At 60.2% G+C, this 26,933-nt stretch carries 30 protein-coding genes; 20 read left to right on the top strand and 10 right to left on the bottom strand.

Annotated elements, in window-relative coordinates; translation table 11 throughout:
• The first annotated feature begins 182 nt into the window (after window positions 1-182).
• From HMPREF3101_RS07750 to HMPREF3101_RS07740, 3 genes are all read left to right on the top strand, one after another.
• Window positions 183-1,106, top strand: a complete 924-nt coding sequence (locus tag HMPREF3101_RS07750; RefSeq protein ID WP_070464143.1) for a glycosyltransferase family 2 protein — start codon at window positions 183-185, stop codon at window positions 1,104-1,106.
• Window positions 1,099-2,178 (top strand): mannose-1-phosphate guanylyltransferase, encoded by a 1,080-nt coding sequence (locus tag HMPREF3101_RS07745; protein WP_070464113.1) that lies wholly within the window; start codon window positions 1,099-1,101, stop codon window positions 2,176-2,178. The genes HMPREF3101_RS07750 and HMPREF3101_RS07745 overlap by 8 nt, the downstream gene beginning before the upstream one ends.
• A gap of 261 nt (window positions 2,179-2,439) precedes the next feature.
• Entirely contained in the window at window positions 2,440-2,706 is a 267-nt protein-coding gene (locus tag HMPREF3101_RS07740; RefSeq protein ID WP_101734012.1) for a WhiB family transcriptional regulator, read from the top strand.
• A gap of 15 nt (window positions 2,707-2,721) precedes the next feature.
• On the opposite strand, the gene HMPREF3101_RS07735 is transcribed toward HMPREF3101_RS07740, so the two are convergent.
• On the bottom strand, window positions 2,722-3,198 hold the full coding sequence (locus tag HMPREF3101_RS07735) for a metallopeptidase family protein (RefSeq protein ID WP_070464111.1): 477 nt from the start codon (window positions 3,196-3,198) through the stop codon (window positions 2,722-2,724).
• Between the two features lie 94 nt (window positions 3,199-3,292).
• Between HMPREF3101_RS07735 and HMPREF3101_RS07730 the strand changes: the two genes are divergently transcribed.
• From HMPREF3101_RS07730 to manA, 3 genes are read left to right on the top strand one after another with little or no spacing between them, the layout of a single operon-like run.
• Window positions 3,293-3,751 (top strand): DUF3499 domain-containing protein, encoded by a 459-nt coding sequence (locus tag HMPREF3101_RS07730; RefSeq protein ID WP_246816697.1) that lies wholly within the window; start codon window positions 3,293-3,295, stop codon window positions 3,749-3,751.
• Window positions 3,752-3,789: 38 nt separating this feature from the next.
• Window positions 3,790-5,142: a phosphomannomutase/phosphoglucomutase gene (locus HMPREF3101_RS07725; protein WP_070464141.1), complete on the top strand. Its 1,353-nt coding sequence runs from the start codon at window positions 3,790-3,792 to the stop codon at window positions 5,140-5,142.
• Window positions 5,143-5,188: 46 nt separating this feature from the next.
• Entirely contained in the window at window positions 5,189-6,373 is a 1,185-nt protein-coding gene (gene manA / locus HMPREF3101_RS07720; RefSeq protein WP_070464108.1) for a mannose-6-phosphate isomerase, class I, read from the top strand.
• A gap of 9 nt (window positions 6,374-6,382) precedes the next feature.
• Here the strand turns inward: manA and HMPREF3101_RS12300 are convergent, their stop codons facing one another.
• The gene (locus HMPREF3101_RS12300; RefSeq protein ID WP_070464106.1) at window positions 6,383-7,264 is read right to left on the bottom strand and encodes a hypothetical protein; all 882 of its coding nucleotides are present in this window, start codon (window positions 7,262-7,264) and stop codon (window positions 6,383-6,385) included.
• 171 nt (window positions 7,265-7,435) lie between these two features.
• Here HMPREF3101_RS12300 and HMPREF3101_RS07710 point away from each other — a divergent pair, with 171 nt between their 5' ends.
• The 8 genes from HMPREF3101_RS07710 (at window position 7,436) to secA (ending at window position 17,038) form a co-directional block, all read left to right on the top strand.
• A complete protein-coding gene (locus tag HMPREF3101_RS07710) occupies window positions 7,436-7,798 on the top strand; it encodes a DUF4259 domain-containing protein (RefSeq protein ID WP_070464104.1) in 363 nt (120 codons plus the stop codon).
• Window positions 7,799-7,822: 24 nt separating this feature from the next.
• Entirely contained in the window at window positions 7,823-8,428 is a 606-nt protein-coding gene (locus HMPREF3101_RS07705) for a dTMP kinase (RefSeq protein WP_070464102.1), read from the top strand.
• Window positions 8,429-8,437: 9 nt separating this feature from the next.
• Window positions 8,438-9,124, top strand: coding sequence for an MtrAB system response regulator MtrA (mtrA, locus tag HMPREF3101_RS07700; RefSeq protein ID WP_070464101.1), 687 nt, complete (start codon window positions 8,438-8,440; stop codon window positions 9,122-9,124).
• A 34-nt stretch (window positions 9,125-9,158) separates the two neighbouring features.
• On the top strand, window positions 9,159-10,730 hold the full coding sequence (gene mtrB / locus HMPREF3101_RS07695) for an MtrAB system histidine kinase MtrB (RefSeq protein WP_246816700.1): 1,572 nt from the start codon (window positions 9,159-9,161) through the stop codon (window positions 10,728-10,730).
• The gene (locus HMPREF3101_RS07690) at window positions 10,723-12,441 is read left to right on the top strand and encodes an LpqB family beta-propeller domain-containing protein (protein ID WP_070464099.1); all 1,719 of its coding nucleotides are present in this window, start codon (window positions 10,723-10,725) and stop codon (window positions 12,439-12,441) included. The genes mtrB and HMPREF3101_RS07690 overlap by 8 nt, the downstream gene beginning before the upstream one ends.
• Window positions 12,442-13,089 carry a ComF family protein gene (locus tag HMPREF3101_RS07685; RefSeq protein ID WP_070464097.1) on the top strand — a complete coding sequence of 216 codons (648 nt, stop codon included), beginning with the start codon at window positions 12,442-12,444 and terminating at the stop codon, window positions 13,087-13,089. It begins immediately after the preceding gene.
• Between the two features lie 78 nt (window positions 13,090-13,167).
• Entirely contained in the window at window positions 13,168-13,857 is a 690-nt protein-coding gene (gene hpf / locus HMPREF3101_RS07680; protein ID WP_070464095.1) for a ribosome hibernation-promoting factor, HPF/YfiA family, read from the top strand.
• A 640-nt stretch (window positions 13,858-14,497) separates the two neighbouring features.
• Complete coding sequence (gene secA, locus HMPREF3101_RS07675; protein ID WP_070464093.1) at window positions 14,498-17,038, top strand: preprotein translocase subunit SecA; 2,541 nt, start codon at window positions 14,498-14,500, stop codon at window positions 17,036-17,038.
• 32 nt (window positions 17,039-17,070) lie between these two features.
• On the opposite strand, the gene HMPREF3101_RS07670 is transcribed toward secA, so the two are convergent.
• A complete protein-coding gene (locus HMPREF3101_RS07670) occupies window positions 17,071-17,388 on the bottom strand; it encodes a hypothetical protein (RefSeq protein WP_246816696.1) in 318 nt (105 codons plus the stop codon).
• Window positions 17,389-17,590: 202 nt separating this feature from the next.
• Here HMPREF3101_RS07670 and HMPREF3101_RS07665 point away from each other — a divergent pair, with 202 nt between their 5' ends.
• Both HMPREF3101_RS07665 and HMPREF3101_RS07660 read left to right on the top strand, forming a co-directional pair.
• Complete coding sequence (locus HMPREF3101_RS07665; protein WP_052205225.1) at window positions 17,591-18,004, top strand: HAD family hydrolase; 414 nt, start codon at window positions 17,591-17,593, stop codon at window positions 18,002-18,004.
• A 1-nt stretch (window position 18,005) separates the two neighbouring features.
• Window positions 18,006-18,500: a DUF6912 family protein gene (locus HMPREF3101_RS07660; protein ID WP_070464089.1), complete on the top strand. Its 495-nt coding sequence runs from the start codon at window positions 18,006-18,008 to the stop codon at window positions 18,498-18,500.
• Here the strand turns inward: HMPREF3101_RS07660 and rsgA are convergent.
• A complete protein-coding gene (gene rsgA, locus HMPREF3101_RS07655) occupies window positions 18,474-19,496 on the bottom strand; it encodes a ribosome small subunit-dependent GTPase A (RefSeq protein WP_070464087.1) in 1,023 nt (340 codons plus the stop codon). The two genes, HMPREF3101_RS07660 and rsgA, sit on opposite strands and share 27 nt — an antisense overlap.
• Window positions 19,496-20,776: a 3-phosphoshikimate 1-carboxyvinyltransferase gene (aroA, locus tag HMPREF3101_RS07650; RefSeq protein ID WP_070464138.1), complete on the bottom strand. Its 1,281-nt coding sequence runs from the start codon at window positions 20,774-20,776 to the stop codon at window positions 19,496-19,498. Before aroA ends, rsgA begins: the two co-directional genes overlap by 1 nt.
• Window positions 20,777-20,788: 12 nt before the next feature.
• Here aroA and HMPREF3101_RS07645 point away from each other — a divergent pair, with 12 nt between their 5' ends.
• Window positions 20,789-21,448: an SOS response-associated peptidase gene (locus HMPREF3101_RS07645; protein ID WP_070464086.1), complete on the top strand. Its 660-nt coding sequence runs from the start codon at window positions 20,789-20,791 to the stop codon at window positions 21,446-21,448.
• Here the strand turns inward: HMPREF3101_RS07645 and ybaK are convergent.
• Complete coding sequence (ybaK, locus tag HMPREF3101_RS07640) at window positions 21,421-21,885, bottom strand: Cys-tRNA(Pro) deacylase (protein WP_070464084.1); 465 nt, start codon at window positions 21,883-21,885, stop codon at window positions 21,421-21,423. The two genes, HMPREF3101_RS07645 and ybaK, sit on opposite strands and share 28 nt — an antisense overlap.
• A gap of 70 nt (window positions 21,886-21,955) precedes the next feature.
• Here ybaK and HMPREF3101_RS07635 point away from each other — a divergent pair, with 70 nt between their 5' ends.
• Entirely contained in the window at window positions 21,956-22,540 is a 585-nt protein-coding gene (locus tag HMPREF3101_RS07635; RefSeq protein ID WP_070464082.1) for a sigma-70 family RNA polymerase sigma factor, read from the top strand.
• A complete protein-coding gene (locus HMPREF3101_RS07630; RefSeq protein WP_070464080.1) occupies window positions 22,541-22,819 on the top strand; it encodes a hypothetical protein in 279 nt (92 codons plus the stop codon). It abuts the gene before it with no gap.
• Window positions 22,820-23,027: 208 nt separating this feature from the next.
• Here the strand turns inward: HMPREF3101_RS07630 and HMPREF3101_RS12575 are convergent, their stop codons facing one another.
• Entirely contained in the window at window positions 23,028-23,102 is a 75-nt protein-coding gene (locus tag HMPREF3101_RS12575; protein WP_096877815.1) for a 50S ribosomal protein bL37, read from the bottom strand.
• Between the two features lie 83 nt (window positions 23,103-23,185).
• Window positions 23,186-23,449: a WhiB family transcriptional regulator gene (locus HMPREF3101_RS07625; protein ID WP_070464078.1), complete on the bottom strand. Its 264-nt coding sequence runs from the start codon at window positions 23,447-23,449 to the stop codon at window positions 23,186-23,188.
• Window positions 23,450-23,911: 462 nt separating this feature from the next.
• On the opposite strand from HMPREF3101_RS07625, the gene HMPREF3101_RS07620 reads away from it, so the two are divergent.
• The gene (locus HMPREF3101_RS07620; protein ID WP_070464076.1) at window positions 23,912-24,346 is read left to right on the top strand and encodes a hypothetical protein; all 435 of its coding nucleotides are present in this window, start codon (window positions 23,912-23,914) and stop codon (window positions 24,344-24,346) included.
• A gap of 5 nt (window positions 24,347-24,351) precedes the next feature.
• Here HMPREF3101_RS07620 and HMPREF3101_RS07615 read toward each other — a convergent pair whose 3' ends face one another.
• Window positions 24,352-25,557: an Rv3212 family protein gene (locus tag HMPREF3101_RS07615; protein WP_070464075.1), complete on the bottom strand. Its 1,206-nt coding sequence runs from the start codon at window positions 25,555-25,557 to the stop codon at window positions 24,352-24,354.
• Window positions 25,554-26,924 (bottom strand): DEAD/DEAH box helicase, encoded by a 1,371-nt coding sequence (locus HMPREF3101_RS07610; RefSeq protein ID WP_070464073.1) that lies wholly within the window; start codon window positions 26,922-26,924, stop codon window positions 25,554-25,556. The genes HMPREF3101_RS07615 and HMPREF3101_RS07610 overlap by 4 nt, the downstream gene beginning before the upstream one ends.
• Between the last annotated feature and the right edge of the window lie 9 nt (window positions 26,925-26,933).

The raw sequence follows: 26,933 nt of genomic DNA, 5'->3' as shown, positions 1-26,933 counted from the left end.
CAGCTGGCCTTTCAACCGGCCTTTCAGCTGGCCTTCGGGACGGCCGCTGGCTTGGACCCTGAGTCGAGTCCTGTGTCGGGCCCTGTGGGGTGTCGGGGTTGTCTGTCACAGCGGGCAAGTATAGTGCGCGCGCCTGCCCAATCGGGCACGAAGCGCTGGGTAAGCTGACTGCCATTGTGAACATTGAGAAGAAAACGGCAAACGGCGTAGCTCATGGCACCGGCGCGCGGCGCCCCCTGGCTGTCATTGCGGTGACCTATTCACCAGGCCGTCACCTGCAGGAGCTAATTGCCTCGCTGCCGCAGTCCACGGACGTGCCCACCTGGTTGGTGTGCGCGGATAACGGCTCACACGACGGCGCGCCTGAACAGGCGGCGCGGGAGCACGACAACGTGGAGTTTTTCCCCACCGGAGGCAACATTGGCTACGGCGCAGCAATCAACGCGGCGGTCGAGCACCTGCGCGCGCGAAAAGAAGCGGGGGAGATCAACCCGGACTACTTCCTGGTGGTGAACCCGGATGTGCAGTTTTGTCCGGGCAGTGTGGACCAGCTCATGGAGTGTGCACAGTCCACGCCGCGGGCCGGTGCGGTAGGTCCGCGTATTGAGGAAGCGGACGGGTCTGCGTACCCGAGTGCTCGTCAGGTGCCAGGGCTGGTCAACGGCATTGGGCACGCGTTGCTTGGAGAGGTTTGGCCGAACAACCCTTTCACCGCCTCCTATAAAAAAGGTGCGGATATGGACACGCGGCGCACCGCTGGCTGGCTTTCCGGCGCATGCTTGCTTGTGCGGTGGGAGGCGTTTGACGCCATTGGCGGTTTTGATGAGCGCTACTTCATGTATTTCGAAGACATTGATTTTGGTGATCGGCTCAGCCGCGCCGGGTGGGACAACTTGTACTGCCCGTCCTCAGTCATCGTGCATGACCAGGGGCATGTGGCGGGCAAATACAACCGGGTCACCGTGCCGGCTCACCATGAGTCGGCCTACAGGTTCCAGCGTGACCGTCATGCTCAGTGGTGGCAGGCACCGCTGCGTGGCGTGTTGTGGGTGGGGTTGAAGGTGCGTGGCGCTGTGAAACATGTGGGAGGAAGCCGTAATGCGTAATGCAGTTGACGCAGATGCCGTCATTTTGGTTGGCGGGCAGGGCACGCGGCTGCGGCCGTTGACGGTATCCACGCCGAAACCGATGCTGCAGACCGCTGGCTATCCGTTCCTGCAGCATTTGTTGGCGCGCATCGCTGCCGCTGGCATGCGGCATGTGGTGTTGGGGACCTCGTATCGCGCTGAAGTATTTGAGCAGTACTTTGGCAACGGCTCGGATTTCGGCTTGGAAATTGAGTACGTGGTTGAAAAAGAGGCGCTGGGTACTGGCGGGGCGATTCGTAATGTGTTGCCCAAGTTGCGCTCTGACACGGTGATGGTGTTTAACGGCGATGTGCTCTCTGGTGCGGATCTGGGGGGAATCTTGCACACGCATGTTGAGGGCGATGCTGATGTGACGTTGCATTTGGTTCGCGTGCTGGATCCTCGCGCGTTTGGTTCCGTGCCAACAGATGAGCGCGGTCGTGTTCTTGCCTTTTTGGAGAAGACAGAGGATCCACCGACTGATCAGATCAACGCTGGGTGTTACGTGTTTAAGCGTGAGGTGATTGAACAGATCCCGGAAGGCCGTGTAGTCAGCGTGGAGCGTGAGGTGTTCCCGAATCTGCTTGCCGTAGGTGCCAGCGTGCTGGGGCATGTGGACTCGTCCTATTGGAGAGATATGGGTCGGCCGAGTGATTTTGTGCAGGGGTCGTCTGATTTGGTGCGTGGCATTGCGCCGTCGCCGCTTTTGGAGGCACGCACGGGGGAGTCGCTGGTGGACCCGTCAGCGGGGGTTAGCGGAGGGGTCATTGTAGTTGGCGGCTCTGCGGTTGGTCGCGGTTCGGTCATTGGGGCTGGCTCGCGTATCGACGGCTGCGTCATCTTCGACGGCGTCACCATCGAGCCAGGCGCTACGGTGCAAGACTCCATCATTGCCTCCGGTGCGACGATTGGGGCGAACACGCGTATCGACGGCTGCGTGATCGGCGAGGGCGCCCGCGTCGGCGCACGCTGTGAGCTCAAAGGCGGCATGCGAGTGTGGCCGGGTGTGGAGATCCCGGATTCGGGAGTGCGTTTTTCTCCAGATGCGTAAGTGACACGCCGAATTGGCCAGCTTGTTGCCAGGAGGAGGTATACCTACTACATGTAGTACCCCCTAGCATTACCCCCGTCCCCGGGGGCTTGTAGCCAATGTGACTGGTGTGACTGGTGTGGCGACTTGACTGGGGGAACCCTAAGAAACCCTTAGAATGTGCGAAGCGAGGTTGCGGCTATTTAGTGGAGCGGTGTTGAATCGCATTCGTGTAATCCACTTCCCCGCGACAGACGGAAAAGAAGGGAGGGCGTGGACGATATGGCAGATGTCGGAGGCATGACTCTGGATGAGTTGTTTGGCACCGTCGAGCAGGAGTGGCAGGACCAAGCGCTCTGCGCGCAGACCGATCCGGAAGCGTTCTTTCCTGAAAAAGGTGGATCGACCCGCGAGGCGAAGCGCATTTGTAAGGCCTGTGCAGTGCGCGACGAGTGCTTGGAATATGCGCTAGAGCACGATGAGCGCTTTGGTATTTGGGGTGGCCTGTCTGACCGTGAGCGCCGCCGTCTGAAAAAGCAGATCGGCTAGCCGCTTCCCGGATATTTACCAGGGGAAATCTGGGTTCACGTCCTGTGGATCCAGGTTGAGGTAGTACGCCACCAGCGCGGTAAGTACCCACGTAATTAACTCTGAGCGTTCCTCGGCGCCACGTGTGCGCTGCTCAATGGGGCGGCGGAAGATGACAAAACGTGCGCGCGTCGGGTTTCCGTCGCGGTCCACGCCAGCTTCAAGGACGCGCCCCAAAGGAACAGGCCCGTCCGCCACAATCTCATCCGGCAACACCGTCATATCGGCACGCAAGCGCATGCGCGGGATGGTGTCTACCGCAAGATCCACGCCGCTGAGCTGGTCAAAGTAGGCATTGTGTAGTGGCGCGTACATTTCTAGCACCAGCTGATCAAACGCCTGCGAACGGCTGCGGTAGCGCGGCACGCGCACCGGGAACACCGGCCCACGCACACCACGCCCGTGCCGGTCGCGGCCTGGGCGCAGGTGGGACGGGCTGTTGTGGGTGGTCATGGACACTTATCGTATGGGCGTTTGCGGTGAAAGGCGGGTGGCGCGCCGCGCGCATGCTACCAATTACTCAAGTAGGGGTTTAGACTTGGCCCCCGTGAGTACTTTCCGTCGATGCTGCCGTCCGGGCTGCGGCCGCCCAGCCGTGGCCACTCTCGTCTACGCCTACGCGGAATCCACTGCAGTCATCGGGCCACTCGCGCCGGTGCCGGATCCGCACGCATGGGACCTGTGTGAGCGCCACTCCGCCCACATCACCGCTCCCGTCGGCTGGGAAATGGTGCGCGTCGAGCAGATCGACATTACGGACGAAGAGCTCGAGAACATGGATGAGTCGGATCTCACCGCCCTGGCCGAGGCCGTGCGTGAGGCCGGTCGCGTGACCACCGGATTGGTGGACACTTCCCAGGATCCGATTGAGTACCCGGCGTCGCGTGACTTCAATGACCCGGAGACTTCCAACCACCCGGTCCACCGCACGAAGCGGATCGAGGAACAGGCAGCGGCTGAGCGTGAAGCGCGTCGTTCTCACCTGCGTGTGGTGCCTGATCCCTAAAAACCTCTCAAAACCCTAGGGTTTAGACTTCTCGCATGGTGTATTCCAGCGAGCAACTCGCGCAAGTAATCAAGGCCTACGACATCCGCGGCGTGGTCGGCGAGACCATCGACGCAGATCTCGTGCGCGACATCGGTGCCGCATTTGCACACATCCTGCGCGGTGAAGGGGAGACCCGTGTCGCGGTGGGCCATGACATGCGTCCGTCTTCACCAGAGCTCGCTGAGGCGTTTGCAGAAGGTGTCAACGCCCAAGGCTTGGACGTGACCTTGCTTGGTTTGACGTCTACGGATGAGCTGTACTTTGCCGCAGGCACGCTCGGCTGTGCAGGTGCGATGTTTACCGCCTCCCACAACCCGGCTCGCTACAACGGCATCAAACTGTGCCGTACAGGCGCAACCCCGGTGTCTTTTGACTCGGGTCTGGCCCAGATCACCCAGATGCTGATTGATGGGGTGGGGGCGTATGAAGGGGTGCACGGGGGCGTCGATAAGCAGGATGTCCTGGACGCCTATGCCAAGTTCCTTCGGGAGCTGGTGCCGGTCAATGGGAACCTGACTGTGGCGGTAGATGCGGCCAACGGTATGGCTGGGCTGACGGTGCCAGCTGTGCTGGGGGACATGGATATTCGCCCACTCTACTTCGAGCTGGACGGGACCTTCCCCAACCATGAGGCCAACCCGTTGGACCCGAAAAACCTGGTAGACCTACAGAAGTTCACTGTGGAACAGGGCGCTGATATCGGTCTTGCCTTTGACGGGGATGCGGATCGGTGCTTCGTGGTGGATGAGCGCGGCGAGCCGGTCTCACCGTCTGCAATTACGGCGCTGATTGCCACTCGGACGTTGGCGAAACACCCGGGGGCGACAATCATTCACAACCTGATCACGTCGCGTGCCGTGCCGGAGATGATCGAAGAAGCCGGCGGCACCGCGGTGCGCACCCGTGTGGGGCACTCCTACATCAAGGCGGAGATGGCCGCTCGCGGAGCACTGTTCGGCGGCGAGCACTCCGCGCACTACTACTTCCGTGAGTTCTTCAATGCGGATTCTGGCCTTGTTGCCGCACTGCACGTGCTGGCGGCGCTTGCGGAAAGTGACAAGCCGCTGTCAGCGCTGATGACCCAGTTTGAGCGCTACTGCGCCTCCGGTGAGATCAACTCTGAGGTAGCGGACCAACAGGCCACCATCCAGCGTGTCGTAGAAGCGTTTGCTCAGCGCACCGTGGAGCTGGACCACCTCGACGGGGTGAGCGTGAGACTGGATTCTGGGGCGTGGTTTAACGTGCGTGCTTCCAACACGGAGCCGCTGCTACGGCTGAATGTGGAGGCGCCCACGGAAGCTGAGGTTGAGGCGCTGGTGACCGAGATCCTAGCTGTCATTCGTGGCTAACTGGTAGCGTTGTCGGTCGGTCTTTTATCTGAAGGAGCCGTATTCGATGCACAACCTTGAGGCTGCGCTACGCACCTACCCGTGGGGCTCTCGGACCCTGCTGGCCCAGTTGCGGGGCACCACCTCACCCGCGCCTACCCCGGAGGCGGAGTTGTGGTTTGGTGCACATCCTGCGGCGCCGTCTTTCATCAACGGTGAGCCGTTGGACAAGGTGATTAGTGCGGACCCTGCAGCCGCGCTGGGCACGCGTGTGGATAAGGCGTTTGGCGGCCAGCTGCCGTTTTTGGTCAAACTGTTGGCCGCAGGCGAGCCGTTGTCTATCCAGGCGCATCCGTCAGGGGATCAGGCGGCGGTGGGCTTTGCACGTGAGAACGCGCTTGGGCTTGCGTTGGATGACCCGCGCCGAAACTACAAGGATGCTAATTCCAAGCCGGAGATCATTGTTGCGTTGACGCCGTTTCGCGCCCTGGCGGGCTTTCGCCCGGTGCCGCAGACCCGTGAGCTGTTTGACGCCTTGGGCGGGCCTGACGGCGGGTTGGCTCGCTACAGCGCCATGCTTGTAGATGCGGAGCCCACAGAGAGCGTTCGCGCTGTGTTTACTACGTTGATTTCCCTGCCGGGGCCGCTGCGCAAGAGCCTGTTGGCGGATGTCGTTGCCGCCGCCGAAAACATCGGGGATGCGCCCGAGTGGATCAGGGACGCCGCCGAAACGTTCCTGGCGCTTGCGAAGCGTTACCCAAGCGATGAGGGTCCGCTGGTGGCACTGATGCTGAACTTGACCACGCTTGCTCCCGGTGAGGCACTGTACCTAGCCGCTGGACAGCCGCACGCCTACCTCTCTGGTCTAGGTGTGGAGGTGATGGCCAACTCTGACAACGTGCTGCGCGGCGGGTTGACCTCTAAGCACGTTGATGTGCCTGAGCTAGTGCGTGTGTTGGATTTCACTCCTACGGGACACCTGCGCGTGCCTGTGCGTGAGTCCGACGGGGTAGTTGAGTACGAACTGCCGGTCAACGAGTTCGAGGTGAGCAAACACACGTTGGCAAAGGGCGAGGAGCTTAGCTTGCTTATCGACGGCCCAGCGATCCTCCTCATCACCTCCGGCCACATCACCAACGGGGACTGCGTTGTGGGCCCGGGGCAGGGGGCGTGGATTCCTGCGTCAGAGGCGCCAGTGTCTGTTGTTGCGCAGGACGATGACGGCGCAGAAGTGTTCTTCGTCCGCGCCTAAGTTGCTCGCTTAGTTTTCGCTGTCCGCTGCAGCGCTGGTTGCCGCGGTACTGGTCTCGCTGGTAGTCGTCTCTATACCGGTGTGAGGCGTGATGATCTCCGGGGCTTTGCTCGCTTCCGGAGTTGTGGGTGTAGTCGACTCAGCAGGAGCTTCGGTGGAGTCCGGGGTGTCCGTTGGAACCGTTGGCTCGCTCGGCTCTGTGGGGTCTGTCGGCTCAGTTGGCTCGCTCGGCTCGGTGGGCTCTGTGGGCTCCGTTGGCTCGTTCGGCTCCGCAGGGGTGGTGGGCTCGTCGGCACCCGGTGGCACAGCGCCATTGGGTGCTGAAGGCTCAGTAGCGTCCGGCTTCGGCTGAGGCGCTGGCTCGGCAGGTTCGGGTTGCGGCGCCGGCTTAGCCGGCGGTGCAGGATCAACTGGTGCTGGTGGCGCCGCCATGTACGTCTCCGAAGGGAAATCGTCTTGCTCCGCTGGTGGTGCCACGCGCACGTTGGTCGGGCGGTAGTGCGCGGTGGGAACACCGGATGCACTCGTGCCAAACACGGCGTGCGGGGGAGCTAGCGGGTCATCTTCCATCCGGTAGCCACGTGGAGGTGGGGCCGCTTGGACGAAGTGGCCTTCGGTTCCGCCCCAGTTGGTGTCCTGTTCCGCTTGAGCGTTCCCACGGTTCTTCGGACGCTGGGAAGGGGCGATACGCGGTGGTGTGGCCACCGAAGACGTCGTGCCGCCGCTCAAAAGTGCCCCAGCGTTCTGCGGTGAAGCAGTCTTGTTGCCGGTGTAGCCTGCCGTTACTGGGCGTCCCGGGGTAGAGGCGCTCCAAACCGCAAGACCAACTATGAGGGCTGCGGCTAGCCCAGCGGCTATGAACACACCCACGCTGCGTTGGTTCCGGTTCATGGGGACTCCCTGGGGTTACGAATTGATAACGGCGACTGTGTGACCTGTTTATAACATAATCAGTGGACAATATGCACTACCGTGGCGAGAAGAACGCAGCAAGAACGTAGCAAGAACGCAGCGCTGTGGCGTAGAGACGGCATACAGGCGGCATACAGAAAGGACATGCAGATGAGCACGTGGGATCGCGAGATTTTTTCCGATGAGACGAACGCGGAATTTCTCGATGAACTTGTAGAACTCGAGCCGGAAGAAATTCTTGAGGCTGTCTCGGACGCCGTTTTGCTGGCGAATGGTGCTGGAGCTTCAGAAGAAGAGATTGCCAATGGTCGCGCAGCTGCAACCATTGCTGCTATTTGGTCGGGTGCGCCGTTTTCTGCTGGCGATATTGCGGAGGCTTACCCGTTTATCCGATCCAACCCAGGAGAGATCAGCGAGCAGATCGCTGAAACTGCCGCGGCGTTGCTTGAGACAGCTGCCGAAGACGGTGACACTGAGGCGGATGTAGACCAGTTCGTCGAGGCACTTTCATAAGAGGGAAACGTTTACTGATACCCAATGATCATCGCAGTTGAAGGCATTGACGGTGCTGGTAAGAACACCTTGGTCAGCGCGGTGCTGAAAGAAATTGACGCTGCAACGCTGGCGTTTCCGCGCTATGAAGATTCCGCAGCAGCCCAGCTGGCGCAGGCGGCCCTGCACGGCAAGATGGGGGATATGACGGACTCTGCGTATGCCATGGCCGCCATGTTTGCCCTAGACAGGCATGGTGCGATGGATGTGTTGCAGGAGTACGCCGGCAACCCGGGCAAGGTGTTGCTTCTGGATAGGTACGCAGCATCTAACGCGGCGTATACCTGGGCGCGTACCGGGGACGAGACCGCGCTCGGCTGGGTTGAGGCGCTGGAGTTTGAGCGCCTTGGCTTGCCGCGCCCGAACTTACAGGTGCTCGTGCCTACGGACCCGGAGCTTGCTGGCCAGCGTGCACAGAAGCGAGAGGCGGAAGATGACTCCCGCACGCGTGATCGTTATGAGCGTGATCGGCTGCTGCAGGCTGCCACCTATACGGCGTATACCGAGATGGCCAAGCGTGAGTGGGCAAGCCCTTGGCTGGTTACCAGTGATGCGAACAGTATTATTGAGGCCTGTCGCCCAAGCAGTTAAGGAGCCACCATGCCGCCAAAGATCCTGGTTGTAGATGATGATCCCGCGATCAATGAGATGCTCACCATCGTGTTGGAAGCGGAAGGCTTTGCCACTGAATCGGTAACCGATGGTGCTGCAGCGGTACCCACGTTCCGCTCCACTAACCCAGACCTGATTCTGCTGGATTTGATGTTGCCGGGGGTAAATGGCATTGATATTTGCCGTGAGATCCGCAAGGAATCCGCGGTGCCAATTGTGATGCTGACTGCGAAGACGGACACGGTTGATGTGGTGTTGGGCTTGGAGTCCGGGGCGGATGACTACATTACGAAGCCCTTTAAGCCTAAAGAGCTGGTTGCCCGCATCCGGGCGCGTTTGCGTAGGACGGATGATGAGCCGAGTGAGACCTTGAGCATTGGGGATCTGACTATTGATGTGCCGCAGCACATGGTCACCCGTGGGGGTGAGGAGATTAACCTCACGCCGCTGGAGTTTGACCTGCTGCTGGAGATGGCACGTCGTCCCAACCAGGTGCATACGCGTGAAGAGCTATTGGAAAACGTGTGGGGCTACCACAATGCGACTGATACGCGTTTGGTAAATGTGCACGTGCAGCGTCTACGTTCCAAGATTGAGCATGATCCGGAGAATCCGGAGATCATTTTGACGGTGCGTGGCGTGGGCTACAAGACGGGTAAGACCGAGGGTGCCTAAAGCACCAGGGCCGTTACCAGGGCCGTTGCGCCGGATAGGGGAGAACGTCGCCGATTCTTGGCGCACTTCCCTTCAAGTGCGCTTTGTGGGCACCGTGCTTTTAGTGTCCACCGTGGTGATGCTGGTTTTGGGGTTCACCTTGGCTACGGTGATGACCCAGCGCATTGCGCAGTCAAAGATTGACGCTGCAGATGTGGAGATTGACCGTGCTCGCGTGGTGGTGGAGGAGCAGCTGGAAACAACTGGTTCGAATGCGTCGTTGCAGTCGCGGCTGAACTCGGTGCGCGCCAGTTTGACGCAGCGTACGCAGCAAAGCACTGACGTAGCCAACGTGTATGAGCCGGTGTTGCTTGTGGAGTCTTCGCTGGGGGTGGTGACGTCTTCGCCAGAGCACTACCGGGTGCCGGACCAGTTGGTGGAGTACGTCAAGCAAGGCAATGTGGCGTACCAGTTCGCGGTGGTTGAGCGGCCGGATTCGAGCCAGTACAACGCACTGATCATTGGCACGCCAACGGACGCGGATGTGCCTAACTTGCAGCTGTATCTGGTCACCAACATTGATAATGAAGCGTCCACGCTTGCGCTGATGCGTGGTCTGCTTGCAACTGCGGCGCTGATTGTCATTGTGTTGTTGGTGGGTATTGCGTGGTTGGCTTCGCAGCAGATTGTTGCGCCGGTGCGTTCGGCGTCACGGACGGCGGAGCGGTTTGCGGCGGGTCATCTGCGTGAACGTATGCCGATTGAGGGGGAGGACGAGATGGCGGTTTTGGCATTGTCCTTCAACAACATGGCGGACAAGCTTTCCCAGCAGATTAATCAGCTGGAGGAGTACGGTGACTTGCAGCGTCAGTTCACTTCTGACGTGTCGCATGAGCTGCGCACACCGTTGACCACGGTGCGTATGGCTGCGGACATGATTGCTTCTGACCAGGATGCGTTGGAGCCCTCACAGCGTCGAGCCAGTGAATTGATGATCCGTGAACTGGATCGTTTTGAAGCGTTGTTGACGGACTTGTTGGAGATTTCACGCCATGACGCGGGGGTGGCCGACTTGGCCAGCACGATGATGGATGTGCGCACACCTATTGAGTCTGCGTGGGCGCAAACACAGCATTTGGCGGAAGAGCTGGATGTGGAGGTGACCTTTGATGTGCCGGATGCGCCGGTGCAGATTGAAGGGGACCCGCGCCGGATTGAGCGCATTGTGCGCAACCTGATTGCTAACGCGATTGATCATTCTGAGGGCAACCCGGTGCATGTGGCGCTTGCGCAGAATGATGAGGCCGTGGCGGTGACGGTGACTGACCATGGCGTGGGGCTAAAACCCGGCCAGGAGGAGTTGGTGTTTAACCGCTTCTGGCGTGCTGATAAGTCCCGCAAGCGCCACTCTGGCGGCACGGGGTTGGGCCTTGCCATTGCGCGTGAGGACGCACAGTTGCACCACGGCATCCTCGACGCCGCAGGCGTTTCCGGCGTTGGCTCCCAGTTCCGTCTGGTGCTGCCGCGGCATCCGGATGAAGGCTTTACACACGCGCCGGTGGAGCTTGCCCCACCTGGTGAAATCGCTGCACTGCCGGCACCTGAGGAGGTGGAGGACCATGAGTAAAGAGCTGCACACGTCGCTGCCAGCGCTACTGACAACCACAGCTTTGGCGCTGGGGCTGACAAGCTGCGCCAGTTTGCCATCAACGTCAAGCCCGCACGTGCTGCGTTCCTTCAACCCGCAAGTGCCTGCATCGCCAGTGATCGCTCCGGAAGAAGGCCGCGAGCCTGACTTGCTGCTGCGTGACTTCTACGCGGCGTCGGCTATTCCTACATCGGATTATGAGGCGGCGCGTGCGTTTATGACGTCGCAGGCGTCCGCGGCGTGGGACCCCACGGAGGAAACGTTGGTGGTGGATCGCATCGGCGTGACCACCCTGCCCGGCAGCACGCCGAATCGTCGGAGTTTTTCGGTTCACGGCAACGTGGTCGGTGTGCTTGGTGTCGGCGGCAAGTATCGCCCGGAGCGCGGCTCCTATGAGGCGACGATTGAGCTGCATCAGGTCAGTGGTGAGTGGCGTGTCGCCTCACTGCCTGCGGGTGTGGTGTTGGAGCGCACCGAGCTGCGCAACCAGTACCAGCCGTTTAACCTGTACTTTTTTGATGAACACAGTGGTGAGTTGGTCACTGACCGCCGATGGGTGTTCTCGCGGCGCGAGACTTTGGCCAGTACGTTGATTTCGTTGTTAATGCAGGGGCCGTCGGCACGCGTAGAGCCCGCGGTGTCCACGATCTCGCCGACGGATGCGTCCTACCTTGGCATGGAAGATGGCGCGTACGCATTCTCCGGTTTCGGTGGGGTTAATGATGAGGACCGGGCGCGGTTTGCGGCGGGTGTGGTGTGGACGTTGGCGTCGGCAGGCATCAATGGGCCTTTCCGCATCACCGCCGACGGCGCCCCGTTGATCAGCGGGGCTACGGATCTGGTCACGGATGATTTCAGTGAACTCAGCCCAGTGGTGCAGGCCGCGGGTGAGTCGCGGCTGTACTCACTGACCGGTGGGAGCATTTCGCTTGTCGACGCTGCGTCGACCTCCCTTATCGATTCCCCCCTTTCCCGCGAAGGCACGGTACAAAGCGCTGACATCAACGCCGCAGGGAAGTGGGCCGCCGTATTTGCTGCCTCTGGTCAGCCAGCGAAGCTGCGCATTGGTTCCTTCGACGGCAACGACACCGAGCTGATGGAGGCAGAGACGTTTACCCGCCCGGCGTTTGAAACGAAAGCTAACGCGGTGTGGACGGTGGCAGACGGCAAGCACATCCAACGCACAGTGCGCTCCGCGGCAACCAGTGAGTTCACCACTGAGCAGATTGCCGTCCAGCTGCCAGAGGGCGTTACCGGCAACATCTCCGTGCTGCGATTGTCGCGCTCCGGCGCACGGGTAGTGCTGGTGATAGACGGCAGGCTGTTTACCGGCATTGTGGACAGGCGCTCACCAGGCGAGCGTGCCATTGTCAACGTCATGGAGTACGCCACCGAACTTGGCGGGTCAGTCGTCGCTGCGGATTGGCAGCCAGACGGCTCCCTGATCGTCGGCACCTCAAGCTCCATTTCGCCGGTGCTGCGCGTGGAGCAGGACGGATCCTCTGCCACCACGCTCAGTGTGGGCAACATCTCCGCTCCCGTGGTTGCCGTGGCGGCCACTCCAAACATGCTCTATGTCACCGACGCCAACGCCATCCTGCAACTGCCCAACGCAGGAGAGGACAACCCGTTATGGCGCGAAGTTCCGGGCCTGCAAGGTGTGCGCGCCCTTCCTATCGTGGCGCGCTAAATGGCACTGTTTACTGTGTTTGCAGAGCTTGCAGAGCTTGTGTTGCCACGACACTGCGCCGGCTGTGGCGCGCCGGGCCACCTTTTGTGTCCGACGTGTAAGCGTGATCTGGCCGCGCCACCTCAGCGTGTGTTTCCACCAACCTCACCGCACGTGCCGGTGTTTACCCTGGGGGCGTATGACGGGGCGCACCGTCGCGTGGTCATCGCCATGAAGGAGCGCAACAACCTAGCAGTGCGCAAATACGTCGGAGCCGTTGTGGAATCCGCACTGGATTACCTAGAGGCGCGCGGCGACATCCCGTACGGCTGCGCACTTATCCCCGCACCCACACGCCCTGCATCGGCGCGTGCCCGAGGCGGGGATCCGGTCAAGGCGTGCTGCGCGACAACCTCGCGCAACGTTGTGCCCGTTTTGCACCTTGATTCTCATACGACGGACCAGTCCGAGCTTGACGCCACAGCGCGCCGCGCGAACCTTGCTAAAGCGGTTCGGCTCGCTGCACTACCCCCGTTTCTTGGCCCCGCTACACCATGCATTGTGGTTGATGATGTGGTGACTACAGGGGCGACGTTGCAGGCGAGCGTCGAAAAGCTACTGGCCCATGGTGTCAATGTTGCTGCCTGCCTGACTATCTGTGAGGCATAGCAACGGCTGGGAGACAAATGCCACTTGTATGATGGGAAGTGACCCCGTTCCTACAACCTTTTGAGGAGGAAAGCAGACATGACTGCTGCTGAACACGACAACAATGCCGGTTTGAGCCCCGCCGCCCAGGTGACCATCACCGGCCGAAACGTCGAGGTTCCCGAGCATTTTCAGGAACGTGTGAACTCCAAGCTGGCAAAGATTGAGAAGCTTGACCCAACGCTGACCTTCTTTAACGTGGAGCTCAAGCACGAGCGCAACCCGCGTCGTGAGGCTCACGCAGAGCGCATTCAGATCACCGCAACCGGCAAGGGCCACCTCGCGCGCGCTGAGGCCAAGGAAGACAGCTTCTACGCTGCGTTGGAGGCGGCAGTGGACAAGCTGGAGCGCTCCCTGCGCAAGGTGAAGGTACGCCGCGAGATTTCCCGTTCCGGCCACCGCGCGCCGAAGTCCACCGGCCGGGTTGCAGCTGAGCTAGCAACTGAGGCAGCTGAGGCTCGTGAGGCAGCACCGGGTAAGTACGACGTTGACCCGTACGAGGGCCAGTTCGATGACCTCGAGCCGGGTCAGGTCGTTCGCAGCAAGCTGCACCCGAACACCCCGATGAGCGTGGATAACGCACTCAGCGAGATGGAGCTGGTTGGCCATGATTTCTACCTCTTCATCGATGAGGAGACGCAGCGTCCGTCCGTGGTTTACCGCCGTCACGCATTTGACTACGGTCTGATCGCGCTTGCGCCGGAGGGCGAGGTTGAGGCTGCTGAGTAAGTAGGGCTTCGGCTAGCTCTAGCTAGTGCTCTAGCTAATGTTGGCCCGCACCCTGTACTGCACGGGGTGCGGGCTTTTGCTGTTCTTGCGCTCTGCTAGACGACATCACAACATCCGCCAAATATCTCCACATGTGGCCTGGGGGTTTGGGGGTTGGTTTTCAAAGTTGTCTAGCGACGGGCCCGCATTGGGGCAGTGTCACGCCCTGCAAGACTCTTCCGGTCGGGCCCACTAGCAGACAATTCCGGTTGGATCCACTAGCAGACAAAGCAAAAATAGTGATGAGTAAACACAACTGACCTGGGGAAACGTAGGGCCAAAATCTTTGTCTGCTAGTGGGACGCGCCCAGCGGGTCGCAGTAACGTGCCGACCATGCCACGTCCACAGCCCAGCGCGCTCCGCCGCACCCGCCGCACCCTAAACCTGGCAATGACCTGGCAACCACTGCAACTATCCCCGGTTTGGCAACATGCTGCCGCAATTCCAAAAAGCTCTACCAGCACCCAACCCAGCTCCCAGAGCAACCGCAACCCAGCTCCGAGCTGCCCGCCTGCCAGCCACATAGTGATCCCAACGTCAGTATGGGTACAATGGTGCGTTGGTATACCCCCAGAAACCTACAAAAGGATTCGTCGTAACGTGTTTGGTGGACTTTCAAAACTGCTCCGCGCCGGTGAAGGGCGCACCGTTAAGCGTCTTTCAAAGATTGCTGACCAGGTTATGGAGCTGGAAGAGCAGTATTCGGCCCTCACGGATGAGGAGCTGAAGGCCAAGACTGACGAGTTTAAGCAGCAGCTGGCTGACGGGGCGTCGTTGGACGACATCCTGCTCGATGCTTTTGCTACGGCGCGTGAGGCGTCGTGGCGCGTGCTGGGCCAGAAGCACTACAAGGTGCAGATCATGGGCGGCGCTGCCCTGCACTTCGGCTCTGTTGCAGAGATGAAAACTGGTGAGGGTAAAACGCTGACGTCGGTGCTTCCGGCGTACCTCAATGGTCTCGAGGGCAAGGGCGTACACATTGTCACGGTCAATGACTACCTGGCTAAGCGTGACGCAGAGATGATGGGCCGTGTGCACCACTTCTTGGGCTTGAGCGTTGGCGTGATTTTGTCTGAGCTGCGCCCGCCGGAGCGTAAGGCTGCGTACGAGGCGGACATTACGTACGGCACCAACAATGAGCTTGGCTTTGATTACCTGCGTGACAACATGACACGTTCGGTGTCTGACATGGTGCAGCGTGGCCACAATTACGCGATTGTGGATGAGGTTGACTCGATTCTTATTGATGAGGCGCGTACCCCGCTGATCATTTCCGGCTCCGCGGATGGTTCCAGCCAGTTCTACACCGTCTTTGCGCAGCTTGCGCCGCGTATGCGTGAGGGCATTCACTATGAGGTAGACCAGCGTAAACGTACGGTTGGCGTGTCTGAAGAGGGCGTTGAGTTCGTCGAGGACCAGCTGGGCATTGACAACCTGTATGCTCCGGAGCACTCGCAGCTGGTGAGTTACCTGAATAACGCTCTGAAGGCGAAGGAGCTGTTTGAGCGCGACAAGGATTACATCATCCGTCAGGGTGAGGTCATGATCGTGGACTCCTTTACGGGCCGTGTCCTTGCGGGGCGTCGTTATAACGAGGGCATGCACCAGGCGATCGAGGCGAAGGAAAACGTCGAGATCAAAAATGAGAACCAGACGTTGGCCACGGTCACGCTGCAGAACTACTTCCGTTTGTACAACAAGCTTGCCGGCATGACGGGTACTGCAGAGACTGAGGCTGCGGAGCTGCACCAGATTTACAAGATTGATGTGGTGCCAATTCCGCCGAACAAGCCGAACCAGCGTGTGGACCGTGATGACCTGATCTACAAGACACAGGAGGCGAAGTTCGCCGCCGTGGCTGAGGATATTGCGGAGCATGTGGAGAAGGGCCAGCCGGTCCTGGTTGGTACCACGTCCGTGGAGCGTTCTGAGTACCTGTCGCAGTTGCTGACGCGTAAGGGCATCAAGCACAACGTGTTGAACGCGAAGCACCATGAGGAAGAGGGCCGCATTATTGCGGAGGCTGGTCTTCCGGGCAAGGTGACTGTGTCTACCAACATGGCTGGTCGTGGTACGGATATCGTGCTTGGCGGCAACCCGGAGATTTTGCTGGATGCGAAGCTGCAGGCGCAGGGCCTTGATCCGTTTGAGGATGAGGAGCGTTACCAGGAGGCATGGAACGAGCAGCTGCCGGCTGCGAAGGAGCGTTCCAAGCAGTTAGGTGATGAGGTGCGTGAGGCTGGCGGCCTCTACGTGATTGGTACGGAGCGCCATGAGTCGCGTCGTATCGATAACCAGCTGCGTGGTCGTTCTGGCCGTCAGGGTGATCCGGGTGAGACGCGTTTCTACTTGTCTATGCGTGATGAGCTGATGGTTCGCTTCATGGGCAACACCATGGAGAACATGATGAACCGTCTGAATGTGCCGGATGATGTGCCGATTGAGGCGAAGATGGTCTCTAACGCCATTAAGAGTGCGCAGTCTCGTGTGGAGAACCAGAACTTTGAGATGCGTAAGAACGTCTTGAAGTATGACGAGGTACTCAATGAGCAGCGCAAGGTTGTGTATCGCGAGCGCCAGGAGATCCTAGACTCGAAGGACATCGCGGGCCAGATTCGCCGCATGATCGAAGAGACGGTCGGCGCGTATGTTGACGGCGCTACCCATGAGGGCTACGTGGAGGACTGGGATCTGGATGAGCTGTGGCATGCTCTGGAGTCCCTGTACGGTCCGACGGTTTCGGCACAGCAGCTTATCGACGGCACCGAGTACGGCCGCGCCGGCGAAATCACTTCCCAGCAGCTGCGCCAGGCGCTTGTAGATGATGCGCTCGCTCAGTACGACAAGCTGGAGGAGAACGTCTCTGCCATTGGTGGTGAGTCCCAGATGCGCAACATTGAGCGCATGGTGATTTTGCCGGTCATTGACACGAAGTGGCGCGAGCACCTCTATGAGATGGACTACCTCAAGGAAGGCATTGGCCTGCGTGCGATGGCGCAGCGCGACCCGCTGGTGGAGTACCAGAAGGAGGGTGGCGACATGTTCAACGCTATGAACGAGGCCGTCCAGGAGGAGACCGTCCGCCAGCTGTTTATGATGCGCAAGCAGTTTGAGCAGCCGGAAGAAGTGGTCGAGGCTTAGAGGCCGCTTACGGCCTAGGTGTTTAGAGGTGCTTAGAGCACTTTGAAAGACACAAGCCGCCCGTCTTGAATACGGGCGGCATACGCATATCTGCGCTCGCCAGCGGAGACGCTGCCGAAGAATTCGCCGTTGTCACGCGCGTGGCAGGAGATGATTTGGAATCTGTTCACGCTTGGGCTGGTGCGGCGGCGGGCGCGGATATGGCTGCGAACACCCAAGTCAAATAAGGCGCCGGTGAGGGTGGCAGGGTCGCGGTGACCAAAAGCGGCGTCGAGGGCTTGGCGGACCAGTGGTGACACTGGGGTGCGCGGGACCTCAGGCAGCGTTGCACGAGGGATTAGTACTTTCATGTGCTGGTACCCAGGCGCCGGGAAGTACATGATGCAGGCTGCTCCTTTTGTGGTTCTTTTTGCAGTGAAACGTTACGTGTGTCAGGTAGGTACTATTGTGCCCAGTCGCACGCGCTTTTATCTAGAGTGTCGTGCTCATTAAAGTGTGCACGCGGCATGGAACCGTGGGGCGAGAAAAGCAAACGTAAGAAAGTGAGTTGGGATGCAGGCGTTGATCTTGGATTACGCGGGGGTGCTTGATGGGGATGCAGAGGAGCAGCGTCGTTGGCGTGAACTGATCGCCGCTGTGCGCGCAAAGGGCGTGCCTACTGCGATTTTGTCCAATGAGGAAGCTGGCAGCGAGATGGCTGAGAAGATCCGTGAGTGGGAATTCCGCGGTGATGTTGATGCTGTGATTCTCTCCGGTGAGATTGGGGTGGAAAAACCGGAGCGTGCAGCGTTCCAAGCGGCTGTGGACGCGCTTGATGTGGTGATTAATGATGCGGTGATGGTGGACAATGACATTCTGATCGTCCGCGCCGCGGTTGAGTACGGCATGATCGGTCTGCTGCACACTGCGTTTGAGCGCACGGCTGTTGAGGTACAGACCCTGTTCGGCGTTGAGGGCGAGTTCTAAGGTGCGCGTCTACATTCCGGCCACGTTTGGCATGTTGGCCTCCCTGAGCAAAGACGGCCTGATCCACGCGCGTAGTGGGTGGGCGTTCGCTGCCACGAAGGAGCTGCAGGAGTTCTTCACCTCGGGAGATATGGAGGAGATTGAGGCGGTGGCGTTTGATGACGCGGCGTTGGCGTCGATACGCCTGCTTGCCATTGGGGACGAGGAACGTTTCCCGCACCGCCGTGTGGTGATCTCTGCGGACGTAGAGGCAACCGGACACCCTGACATGGGCGAATCTGTGGTCAAGCTGTCCGCGCCGGTGGAGTTGGAGGACATCGCCGCGATCCATGTGGACGTGCAGGACGCCGAGGAAGCCACGAAGAAGGCCATCGCGTGCATTGACGCCGCTGATCTTGGGGATGAGGACGCCGAGCTTACTGTGGGCGACGCCCAAGACAACTACATGGCGTTTTATGATCCGAGCGAGCTACCGGTTCTCATCGAGCTGCTTTAACTCCCACTCCTTGTTGGAGTAAAGCGCGGCAAGCAGGCGGCGAACCGCCTGCACACGGCGGCCAATGGGGGAGTCAGCTTCAACGGTGTCCCACGCGCACTCCGGGTCCGTCGGGGGACCTAGGTGGGTGCAGCCGCGCGGGCAGGCTTCGGCGACGTCTGCAAGTTCTGGAAAGACGTCAATGATGGCCTCTGGCGCGATGTGGGCCAAGCCGAAAGAACGGATACCGGGGGTGTCAATGATCCAACCGCCGTTGCCTAGCGCGAATGCCACAGACTGGGTGGAGGTGTGCCGGCCTTTGCCAACGCCGGAAACTTCACCAGTTGCACGGGCCGCATGAGGAACAATGCGGTTGACCAGCGTGGATTTACCCACCCCAGAATGCCCAATGAGCGCAGAAACTTTGCCGGTGATGCGCCCCAAAAGCGCATCAATCGGCTCTTCAACGCCCACCTGGTAGACGGAAACGTTGAGGTCTTCGATCTCCCGGATGAACTCGCTTGGATCTGCGATATCGGACTTGGTCATGCACACAATCGGAGTCACGCCGCCATCAAATGCGGCCACCAAGGCGCGCTCCACAAAGCCGGTGCGTGGCGGAGGATCGGCAGCCGCAACCACGATCAGCATCAGCTCCGCGTTGGCCACGATGATGCGCTCATACGGATCAGTGTCATCCGCCGTGCGCCGCAGCACCGACGTGCGCTCCTCACGCTTGACCATGCGTGCAAGCGTGTCCTTCTGGCCCGAAGTGTCGCCCACCACGCCCACGCGATCGCCCACCTCAATGGAGGTGCGTTTCAGCTCGCGGGCGCGCATGCAGGCCACCAGCGGGCCGCTATCTAGCTGCACGCCCCACCGGCCGCGGTCCTTGGTCACCACCATGCCAAACTCGGCATCATCGTGCGTAGGGCGGTCCTTGGTGCGCGGGCGTGAACCACGGCCGCGGCGTACGCGAACGTCAGATTCGTCGTAATCGTGGAAGCGACGTGCCATTAGGAGCGCACCATCTCGTCCCACATCACCTCAAAGCCAGGCAGTGTTTTCGCGGTAGTGCCAATGTTTTCCACCTCAACGCCTTCAACAACAAGCCCTAAGATGGCGCCGGCGGTGGCCATCCGGTGGTCGTCATAGCTAGTCCAAGTCCCGCCGTGCAGGGCGGCGGGGCGGATGCGAAGGCCGTCTGGCAGCTCCTCGCAATCACCACCGAGGTTGTTAATCTCACGCGTCAGCGCCGCCAGGCGGTCCGTCTCGTGGCCGCGCAGGTGCGCAATGCCCGTCAGCTCAGTCTCCGTGGTAGCAAGCGCGGCCAACGCGGCAACGGTGGGGGTGAGCTCACCAATATCGCTCATGTCCAACCGCAGGCCGCGCAAGGTGCCGGGCCTAGGTCCTTGGACTTCAAGGGTGTAGTCCTTGCCGTCCGCGTACAGCTCCACGTGGCAGCCCATGCGTTCCAAGATCATGCGGATTACATCACCGGGCTGGGTAGTGTTCAGCGGCCAGTGCGGCACGCGTACCCGGCCACCAGTGACCGCCGCAGCCGCCAGAAACGGCGTGGCGTTCGACAAATCAGGCTCAATGGCAAAGTGCGTTGCCTTAATCGGCTGCGGATCTACGCGCCAACGCTGGCCGGTGGCCTCCACGTGCACGCCTGCGTCTCTCAACATGGCGAGCGTCATCTCAATGTGCGGCATGGACGGCAAGATGCCAGCGGTGTTGACCACGGTCACGCCGCGATCAAAACGCGCCGCCGCTAGCAGCAGGCCAGAGACAAACTGGGAGGAACCGGAAGCGTCAATGGCCACCTCGCCGCCCTCTGCATGCCCGCGGCCGTGGACGGTAAACGGCAAGGTATCGCCCGCGACGGTCACGCCTAGCTTGCGGAGTGCGTCCAGGATGGTGGTCATGGGGCGGTTGCGGGCGTAGGCGTCGCCGTCGAAAAGCACGGGCCCCTGCGCAAAAGCCGCAACCGGCGGCACGAACCGCATGACCGTGCCTGCCAGGCCACAATCAACCTCCGAGCCGCTGAGCTCACCCGGGGTCACGCGGATGCTGTCGCCCTCATGCGTGAACTTGACGCCCATGGCGCCAAGCGCACCCTCCATCAAATCCGTATCACGCGAGCGCAACGCACCCGTGATGGTGGATTCACCCTCGGCAAGACTTGCAAGGATGTACGCCCGGTTGGTCATGGATTTCGACCCCGGGATAGCAACGGTGTGAATAATCGGAGACGCCGCAAACGGAGCAGGCCACAGGTTAGTCATGCGGATCATCATAATGGAGGCATGTGCGGACGCTTTGTGCTTTTCACCTCAGGCCAAGACCTCATCGATGAAGTGGCGGGTTTAGACGGCATCACTGCCGTCGAAGCACCCGATGGCACCCCGCCACCGCGCTACAACATTGCACCCACCCAGCCTGTGCCGCTTGTGCGTATTGCAGGGGAGACTGCCCACCTCAACCCCGCCCGCTGGGGCCTTCTGCCCACCTGGAAGAAAGACGAAACCGGCCCGCCGCTATTTAACGCACGCGGCGAAACCATCACCGAAAAACCATCCTTTCGCTCCGCTTTCAAATCCCGCCGAGGGCTGATGCTTTTAAACGGCTACTACGAATGGCTCCAACGCGACGGCGGCAAACAGCCGTTCTACGTGCGCCCGAGCGAAGGTATGCTGTACGCGGCGGCGCTGTGGGACACCGGTCTAGACAAACTCTCCGTGACCATGGTGACCACGGATGCAACCGAAAACATGGCGTGGCTGCACCACCGGCTGCCGCTGTTTCTGCGTGAAGACGAAATCCGCACCTGGGTTGAAGGCAGCCCCGAAGAGGCCCTGGCGCTTGTGCACCCCTCGCGGGTGGCGGATCGCCTGGAGTGGAGCGAGGCGGCCAAGGAAGTGGGCAACGTGCGAAACGACTACGCGGAGCTGATATCCGCGAACTGAGCGCCTGTCAGCTTGGCTAAGTCCTGCGGGCTGAGCTGCACTGACAAACCCCGCTGGCCGGCGGAGACGGTGATGGTAGGCAGATCGGCCACAGAGGCGTCTATAAGGGTGGGCAGTTTCTGCAGCGTGCCAAGTGGTGAGATACCCCCAACCACGTACCCGGTGGCGCGCTGCGCCTTCGCCGGATCTGCCATTTCCGCGCGTTTCCACCCCAGCGCCTTCGCAGCGGATTTAAGCGACAAGTGCCCGGCGACCGGCACGCAGCAAATAGCCATGTCCCGATCGTGGTGGATCACGAGCGTTTTTAACGTCGCCTTCGGATCCAAGTTCAGCTCATGCACCGAGTGCTCACCGAAATGATCCTGGCTAGGGGAGTAGGTGAGCACCTCATGCGGGGTGTTTTTCAATGCGGTCAGCGCCCGGGTTTTCTCAGCCATGGCCTAAGCGTAACGCCATGTGCGCGCCTGGGTGGAAACACAGTTTGCCAAGGGCCCTACAATAGCCACTATGCCCGAAACCGAGCTTGCGACTGATCTCAATGCCCGCTTCACTGAAGAAGCGATGCCGCTGTTGGACCAGCTTTACGGCGGCGCGCTACGCATGACGCGCAACCCCCAAGACGCCGAAGACCTGGTGCAGGAAACCTACTTGAAGGCCTACAACGCCTTCGACAGCTTCAAACCGGGCACCAACCTCAAGGCGTGGCTGTACCGCATCATGGCGAACACGTACATCAACAACTACCGCAAAATGAAGCGCCGCCCGCTGGAGACCTCCGCCGAAGACGTCACGGATTCGCAGCTCTACACCTCTTCCTCCCACGACTCCACAGGCCTGGAATCTGCCGAGGTGGAGGCGCTGAAAATGATGCCGAACTCCCGGATCTCGGACGCCTTGAACTCGTTGAATGAGGATTACCGGATGGTGGTCTACTACGCCGACATTGAAGGCTTGGCGTATAAGGAAATCGCCGAAGTGATGGAAATCCCACTGGGAACTGTGATGAGCCGTCTCCACCGTGGAAGAAAACAGCTGCGTGAGATGTTGAAGGATGTAGCACACGAGCAAGGCATCGGACTGGAGGACAAGTAAATGGCTACCGACAGCAACAGCACCTGCGGTGATTGCAGCGACGCACGTCTGACATCGCTTCTGTGTGAGCTTTTTGATCCTTCGACACCTCGCGCTCGTGCCGACGAAATCCGTGCGACCATTGAGTCCTGCCCTGAGTGCTTCAGTCGCCTCGAATCCGAGCAGGCAGTGCGCGGCCGGCTTCGTGAATGCTGCGGGCACGCCCAAGCGCCCGAACCGCTGCGCCAGCGCATTATTACGTCTATTACCACGGTGAGCGTGACCGAGGTGCGCTACTAGTACGCGTTTGCGGTGGCTCCGGCCCCGCCTACTCCCAGGCGCGTTTGTAGCTGGTTACACCCGGCTACCATCGATAAAAAACGGCGAATAGCTGCATGTAGGTAGCTGCATGTAGGTGTCGGGTAATCCGGCCAGAAACGAACACCGCCCCGCATCCCTTTTGAAACCAGGGGAGCGGGGCGGTGTTGTGCGTTACGCAGGCGTCAACTTAAGAGTTGGGGCGCTTGCCGTGGTTTGCGCCCTTCTTGCGACGGTCCTTGCGCTTACGACCACGCTTGCTCATGTGGGGCCTCCTTATGTGTCAATACGGGAAATTCAGGTGTAACTGTATCGCCTTGTATGGAGGGGAAAGAAATTGACACAGCCTTAAACAGCTACAGCTGCGCGCTTGCGGGCACGAGCCTTGTTGCGACGCTTGAGCGCACGGCGCTCCTCCTCGCTCAGGCCGCCCCACACGCCAGCGTCCTGGCCAGTCTCAAGGGCCCACTTCAGGCACTGAGAGGTGACCGGGCAGCGGTTGCAAACCATCTTTGCTTCGGCGATCTGGGACAGAGCCGGGCCAGAGTTACCAACCGGGAAGAACAGCTCCGGATCCTCGTCGCGGCAGATTGCTTCGTGGCGCCAATCCATGATGAAAACTCCAATTCGTGTCGTCGTTGTACTTCATTTAGTGCGCACCACTTCAACCCCAATTACTTGGGATGTTGCAAACGAAGTTTGATTCCAGGGCTCCGGGCGGTGTTACTCGGAGGATCCGAGACCCGTCTACCGGCTTAACCTGGCGTTAACCCTGTGGTGGCTGAGGGTTAAGGGCTGTGTAATCAGCCCGTTGTCTTTGCTACTTGAGAATAATGACATGATTGCTAACTTCTCGCTAGAGGTAACTGTAAAAATGTGACAGAAGTCATATTTATGGCGTCATTTATGCTTAGGTCCTAACCCCAATTTTGTGAGTCATCTCATTGCTGTCAATGCTGTGAAGTGGGGAAACGGAGTTCCTGTTGGCGGCACACAATGGTACTGCGGGTCAAATCGACCGGTGTTGAGCTACAAGCGGGGTACGCAAGAGGGATACCAAGAGGGATACACTGCATGGCTGTGAATAGACCTGTTGCCCCTTTTTTGCGTTACGGCGCGGTAGTAGCACTTGTGCAATGCGTTGCCGTGTTTGGCTACATCATCACGCTGCTGATTGATCAGTTCGATGACCACCAGAGCGTCCTAGAGTCAGAGACCGCCGCCGCCAACTACGTCAACCTCGGCACCGCGCTGTTTCTGACCATCGTGTTTGGCTACATCGTGTGGATAGCTATCTCTACGCTGCGCGGCACCCCGCGCGCCATGGGCGCGCTGATGCTCGTGGAATGCATCCTGGTGGGTGTGGCCATCTACATGTTCCGCGGAGGCGTGCCGGGCATGGCCGTGGCCACCCTGGTTACAGCGGTGTTTGTATTGGCAAGCCTGTGGCATCCAACGACACGGCAGATGCTGGAGGAGCGGTATGTGGAGAAAACGGAGCGTCGATAAGCAAACTAGCTCGCGGCCAGCACCACGATCTCATCGCCGCGCTTTTCCACCACCGTTGCTCCAGCAGAGTCAATGAAGACTGGGCCGGCGTAATCACCGCGGTCAACGGGGATGATGTCTTCGACCTTGTTGCTGTCCCAATCCACCACGGCAACCCCGCCAGAGGAGGCGTACAGCAGGCGGTCACCAGCAGCGAAACCGGTGCCCAACGCGCCCTGGAACACGCCGGTGGCGGTCAACTTCGCCGGCTCCATCAGCACCAGGTAATCGTCTTCAAAATAGGTCATGTGGTGCGGCAGGTCGGCGACGGGCAGGATGTGCGTGCTGCCGTCGATAGTCAGGGGGGCCTCAAGCGCTGGCACCGTTGACGCACTGAGTTGGTTGCCCTCCTTGTCGTAGGAGCGGATCTCATGGGTATCCGGGTCATACACCGCCGCTGCGTCCTGCGAAATAGCAACCAAGTAGGCATCCTCCCCAATCTCCTGGCTGGAGTAGATCTCCGGCTTGCGGGAATCCTCCGGAGTAGCGTTCTGCAACCGCAAAAACGCGCCGTCGGTACAAATCTCTGTCACCGCAAACAGCTCCGTCCGGGTCAACGCCGAGGTGATCTGGCACTGATTCGGCTGCATATCCGGCTCCTGGGGGGCCTCAACTGCGCCGTACTCCACTGTGCGCACCATGTCTGAACGCCACAGCTCCGCACGCGTGGAGCTGACGTAACCAACGCGGTCATTCGACACAACGGAAGTCATATCCGTTGGCGCGATAGCGGAGCGTGTGCCGGCGTACTTGCCAGTCAAAGCCTCAATTGCCACCACGTCGCCGCAGCCAGCATTGTCCTTGTAGGCGGCAACGACCTTGCCCCACGCCTGACCAAGCGCGCACAGGTGATTCGGACGGTGGTACGTCCACGCCGTATCGCCTGAAGGCGTTGTTGCGGTCACCGTGCCGTTGTAATACGTAATGATCAACCCATTAACCACAACCGGCTGCAGTTCAGGGGAGTGATCCGGCAACCGGAACAGCTCCTCAAGCTTGGCAGGAGCGGTGGCTAAACGGCCCTCGTTTTCCAGTTCCTCCGGCGCTGACTGCAAGTCAGCCGCACGGATCGGGGCTGTGAAATACGCGATGGCAAGCAGCACCACAGCAATCGCGGAAAAAACCGCAGTAGCGATTACATCGCCGCGTGTGCGGCGTAGTGGCTTTGTCACCGGCGTCGGCCTCCTCGGGAGCGGGAACGGGAACCAGAATTGGTTCGGGAACGGGCCCCGGAACGGGATCGAATGTGAGCGCTGCGATCCAGTCGCGCTGGGCGTGCCCCGTGCACTTTACGCGGAGCCCCCACCGTGCCCGAAGCTGAGTCCGGAATATCCAGCGCCTGCGCAAGCTCTGGTGAGGTGGAAAACCACTCCGGCGGGGTGGGGTTATCAAGGTCTAGCTCGGTGTTGATCAGCTCCCACTTGTGTGCCTCATCAAAACCAACCAAGGTCACCGCGGTGCCAGAGTTACCCGCGCGACCGGTGCGACCAATGCGGTGGACGTAGGTCATTGGGTCATCCGGGGTTTGATAGTTGATCACGTGGGTGACGTCATCAACGTCAATGCCGCGGGCCGCCACGTCAGTTGCCACCAGGATGTCCACATCGCCTGCACGAAACGCGTCCAAGGAACGTTGGCGAGCAGATTGTCCCAGGTCCCCGTGGACGGCCCCTGCCGAAAAGCCGCGCTTTGCCAGATCTTCGGCTACCTCGGCCGCACTGCGCTTGGTGCGGGCAAAGATGATGGTACGGCCGCGGCCATTGGCCTGCAGGATGCGGGCGACAACTTCGGGCTTGTCCATTCGGTGGGAGAAAAACACCACTTGGTTGGTGCTGGCGTGGGTTGCAGAAGCGTCTTCCGCCTCAGCGCGAATGTGCAGCGGATTGTTCATTTTGGAACGCGCTAACGCCAGAATCGGGCCTGGCATGGTGGCTGAAAACAGCATGGTCTGCAGGTTGGCGGGTACCGCAGCCCAGAGCTTTTCAATGTCAGGCAAAAAGCCCATGTCCAGCATCTCGTCCGCTTCATCCAGCACCAGAATCGCCACCTTGTCCAAGCGCAGATCTCCACGCTGATGCAGGTCAATCAGGCGGCCCGGGGTACCCACGATCACGTCAACGCCGCGTTGCAGCGCCTCAATCTGTTCCTCATAGGGACGCCCACCGTAGATCGTGGCTAGACGCACCGGCGTGTATTTCGCGACGCGCTCCAGGTCTTCGCCTACCTGCACGGCAAGCTCGCGGGTAGGCACTACAACTAGGGCACGGGGGGTGCCGTCGAGTTCGGCCACGTCAGCGTCGTCAAAGACCCGGTCCAGCAGCGGGATGCCAAATCCGTACGTCTTGCCCATGCCGGTGCGGGCCTGGCCGATGATGTCACGGCCGTCGAGGGCAATGGGGATTGCCAGCTCCTGGATGGAGAAAGAGGAGGTGATGCCCAGCTCTGCCAGTGCGTCAATAATTTCGGCGGCCACCCCTAGATCCGTAAAGGTGGGTGGTTGTTTGACAGGACTGTTTTGGTAAGACGCGTCTGTAGCCACGCGCTTCAG

Source organism: Corynebacterium sp. HMSC29G08 (assembly GCF_001806875.1).
Taxonomy (GTDB): domain Bacteria; phylum Actinomycetota; class Actinomycetes; order Mycobacteriales; family Mycobacteriaceae; genus Corynebacterium.
This window is presented reverse-complemented; position numbering and strand designations above follow the sequence as displayed.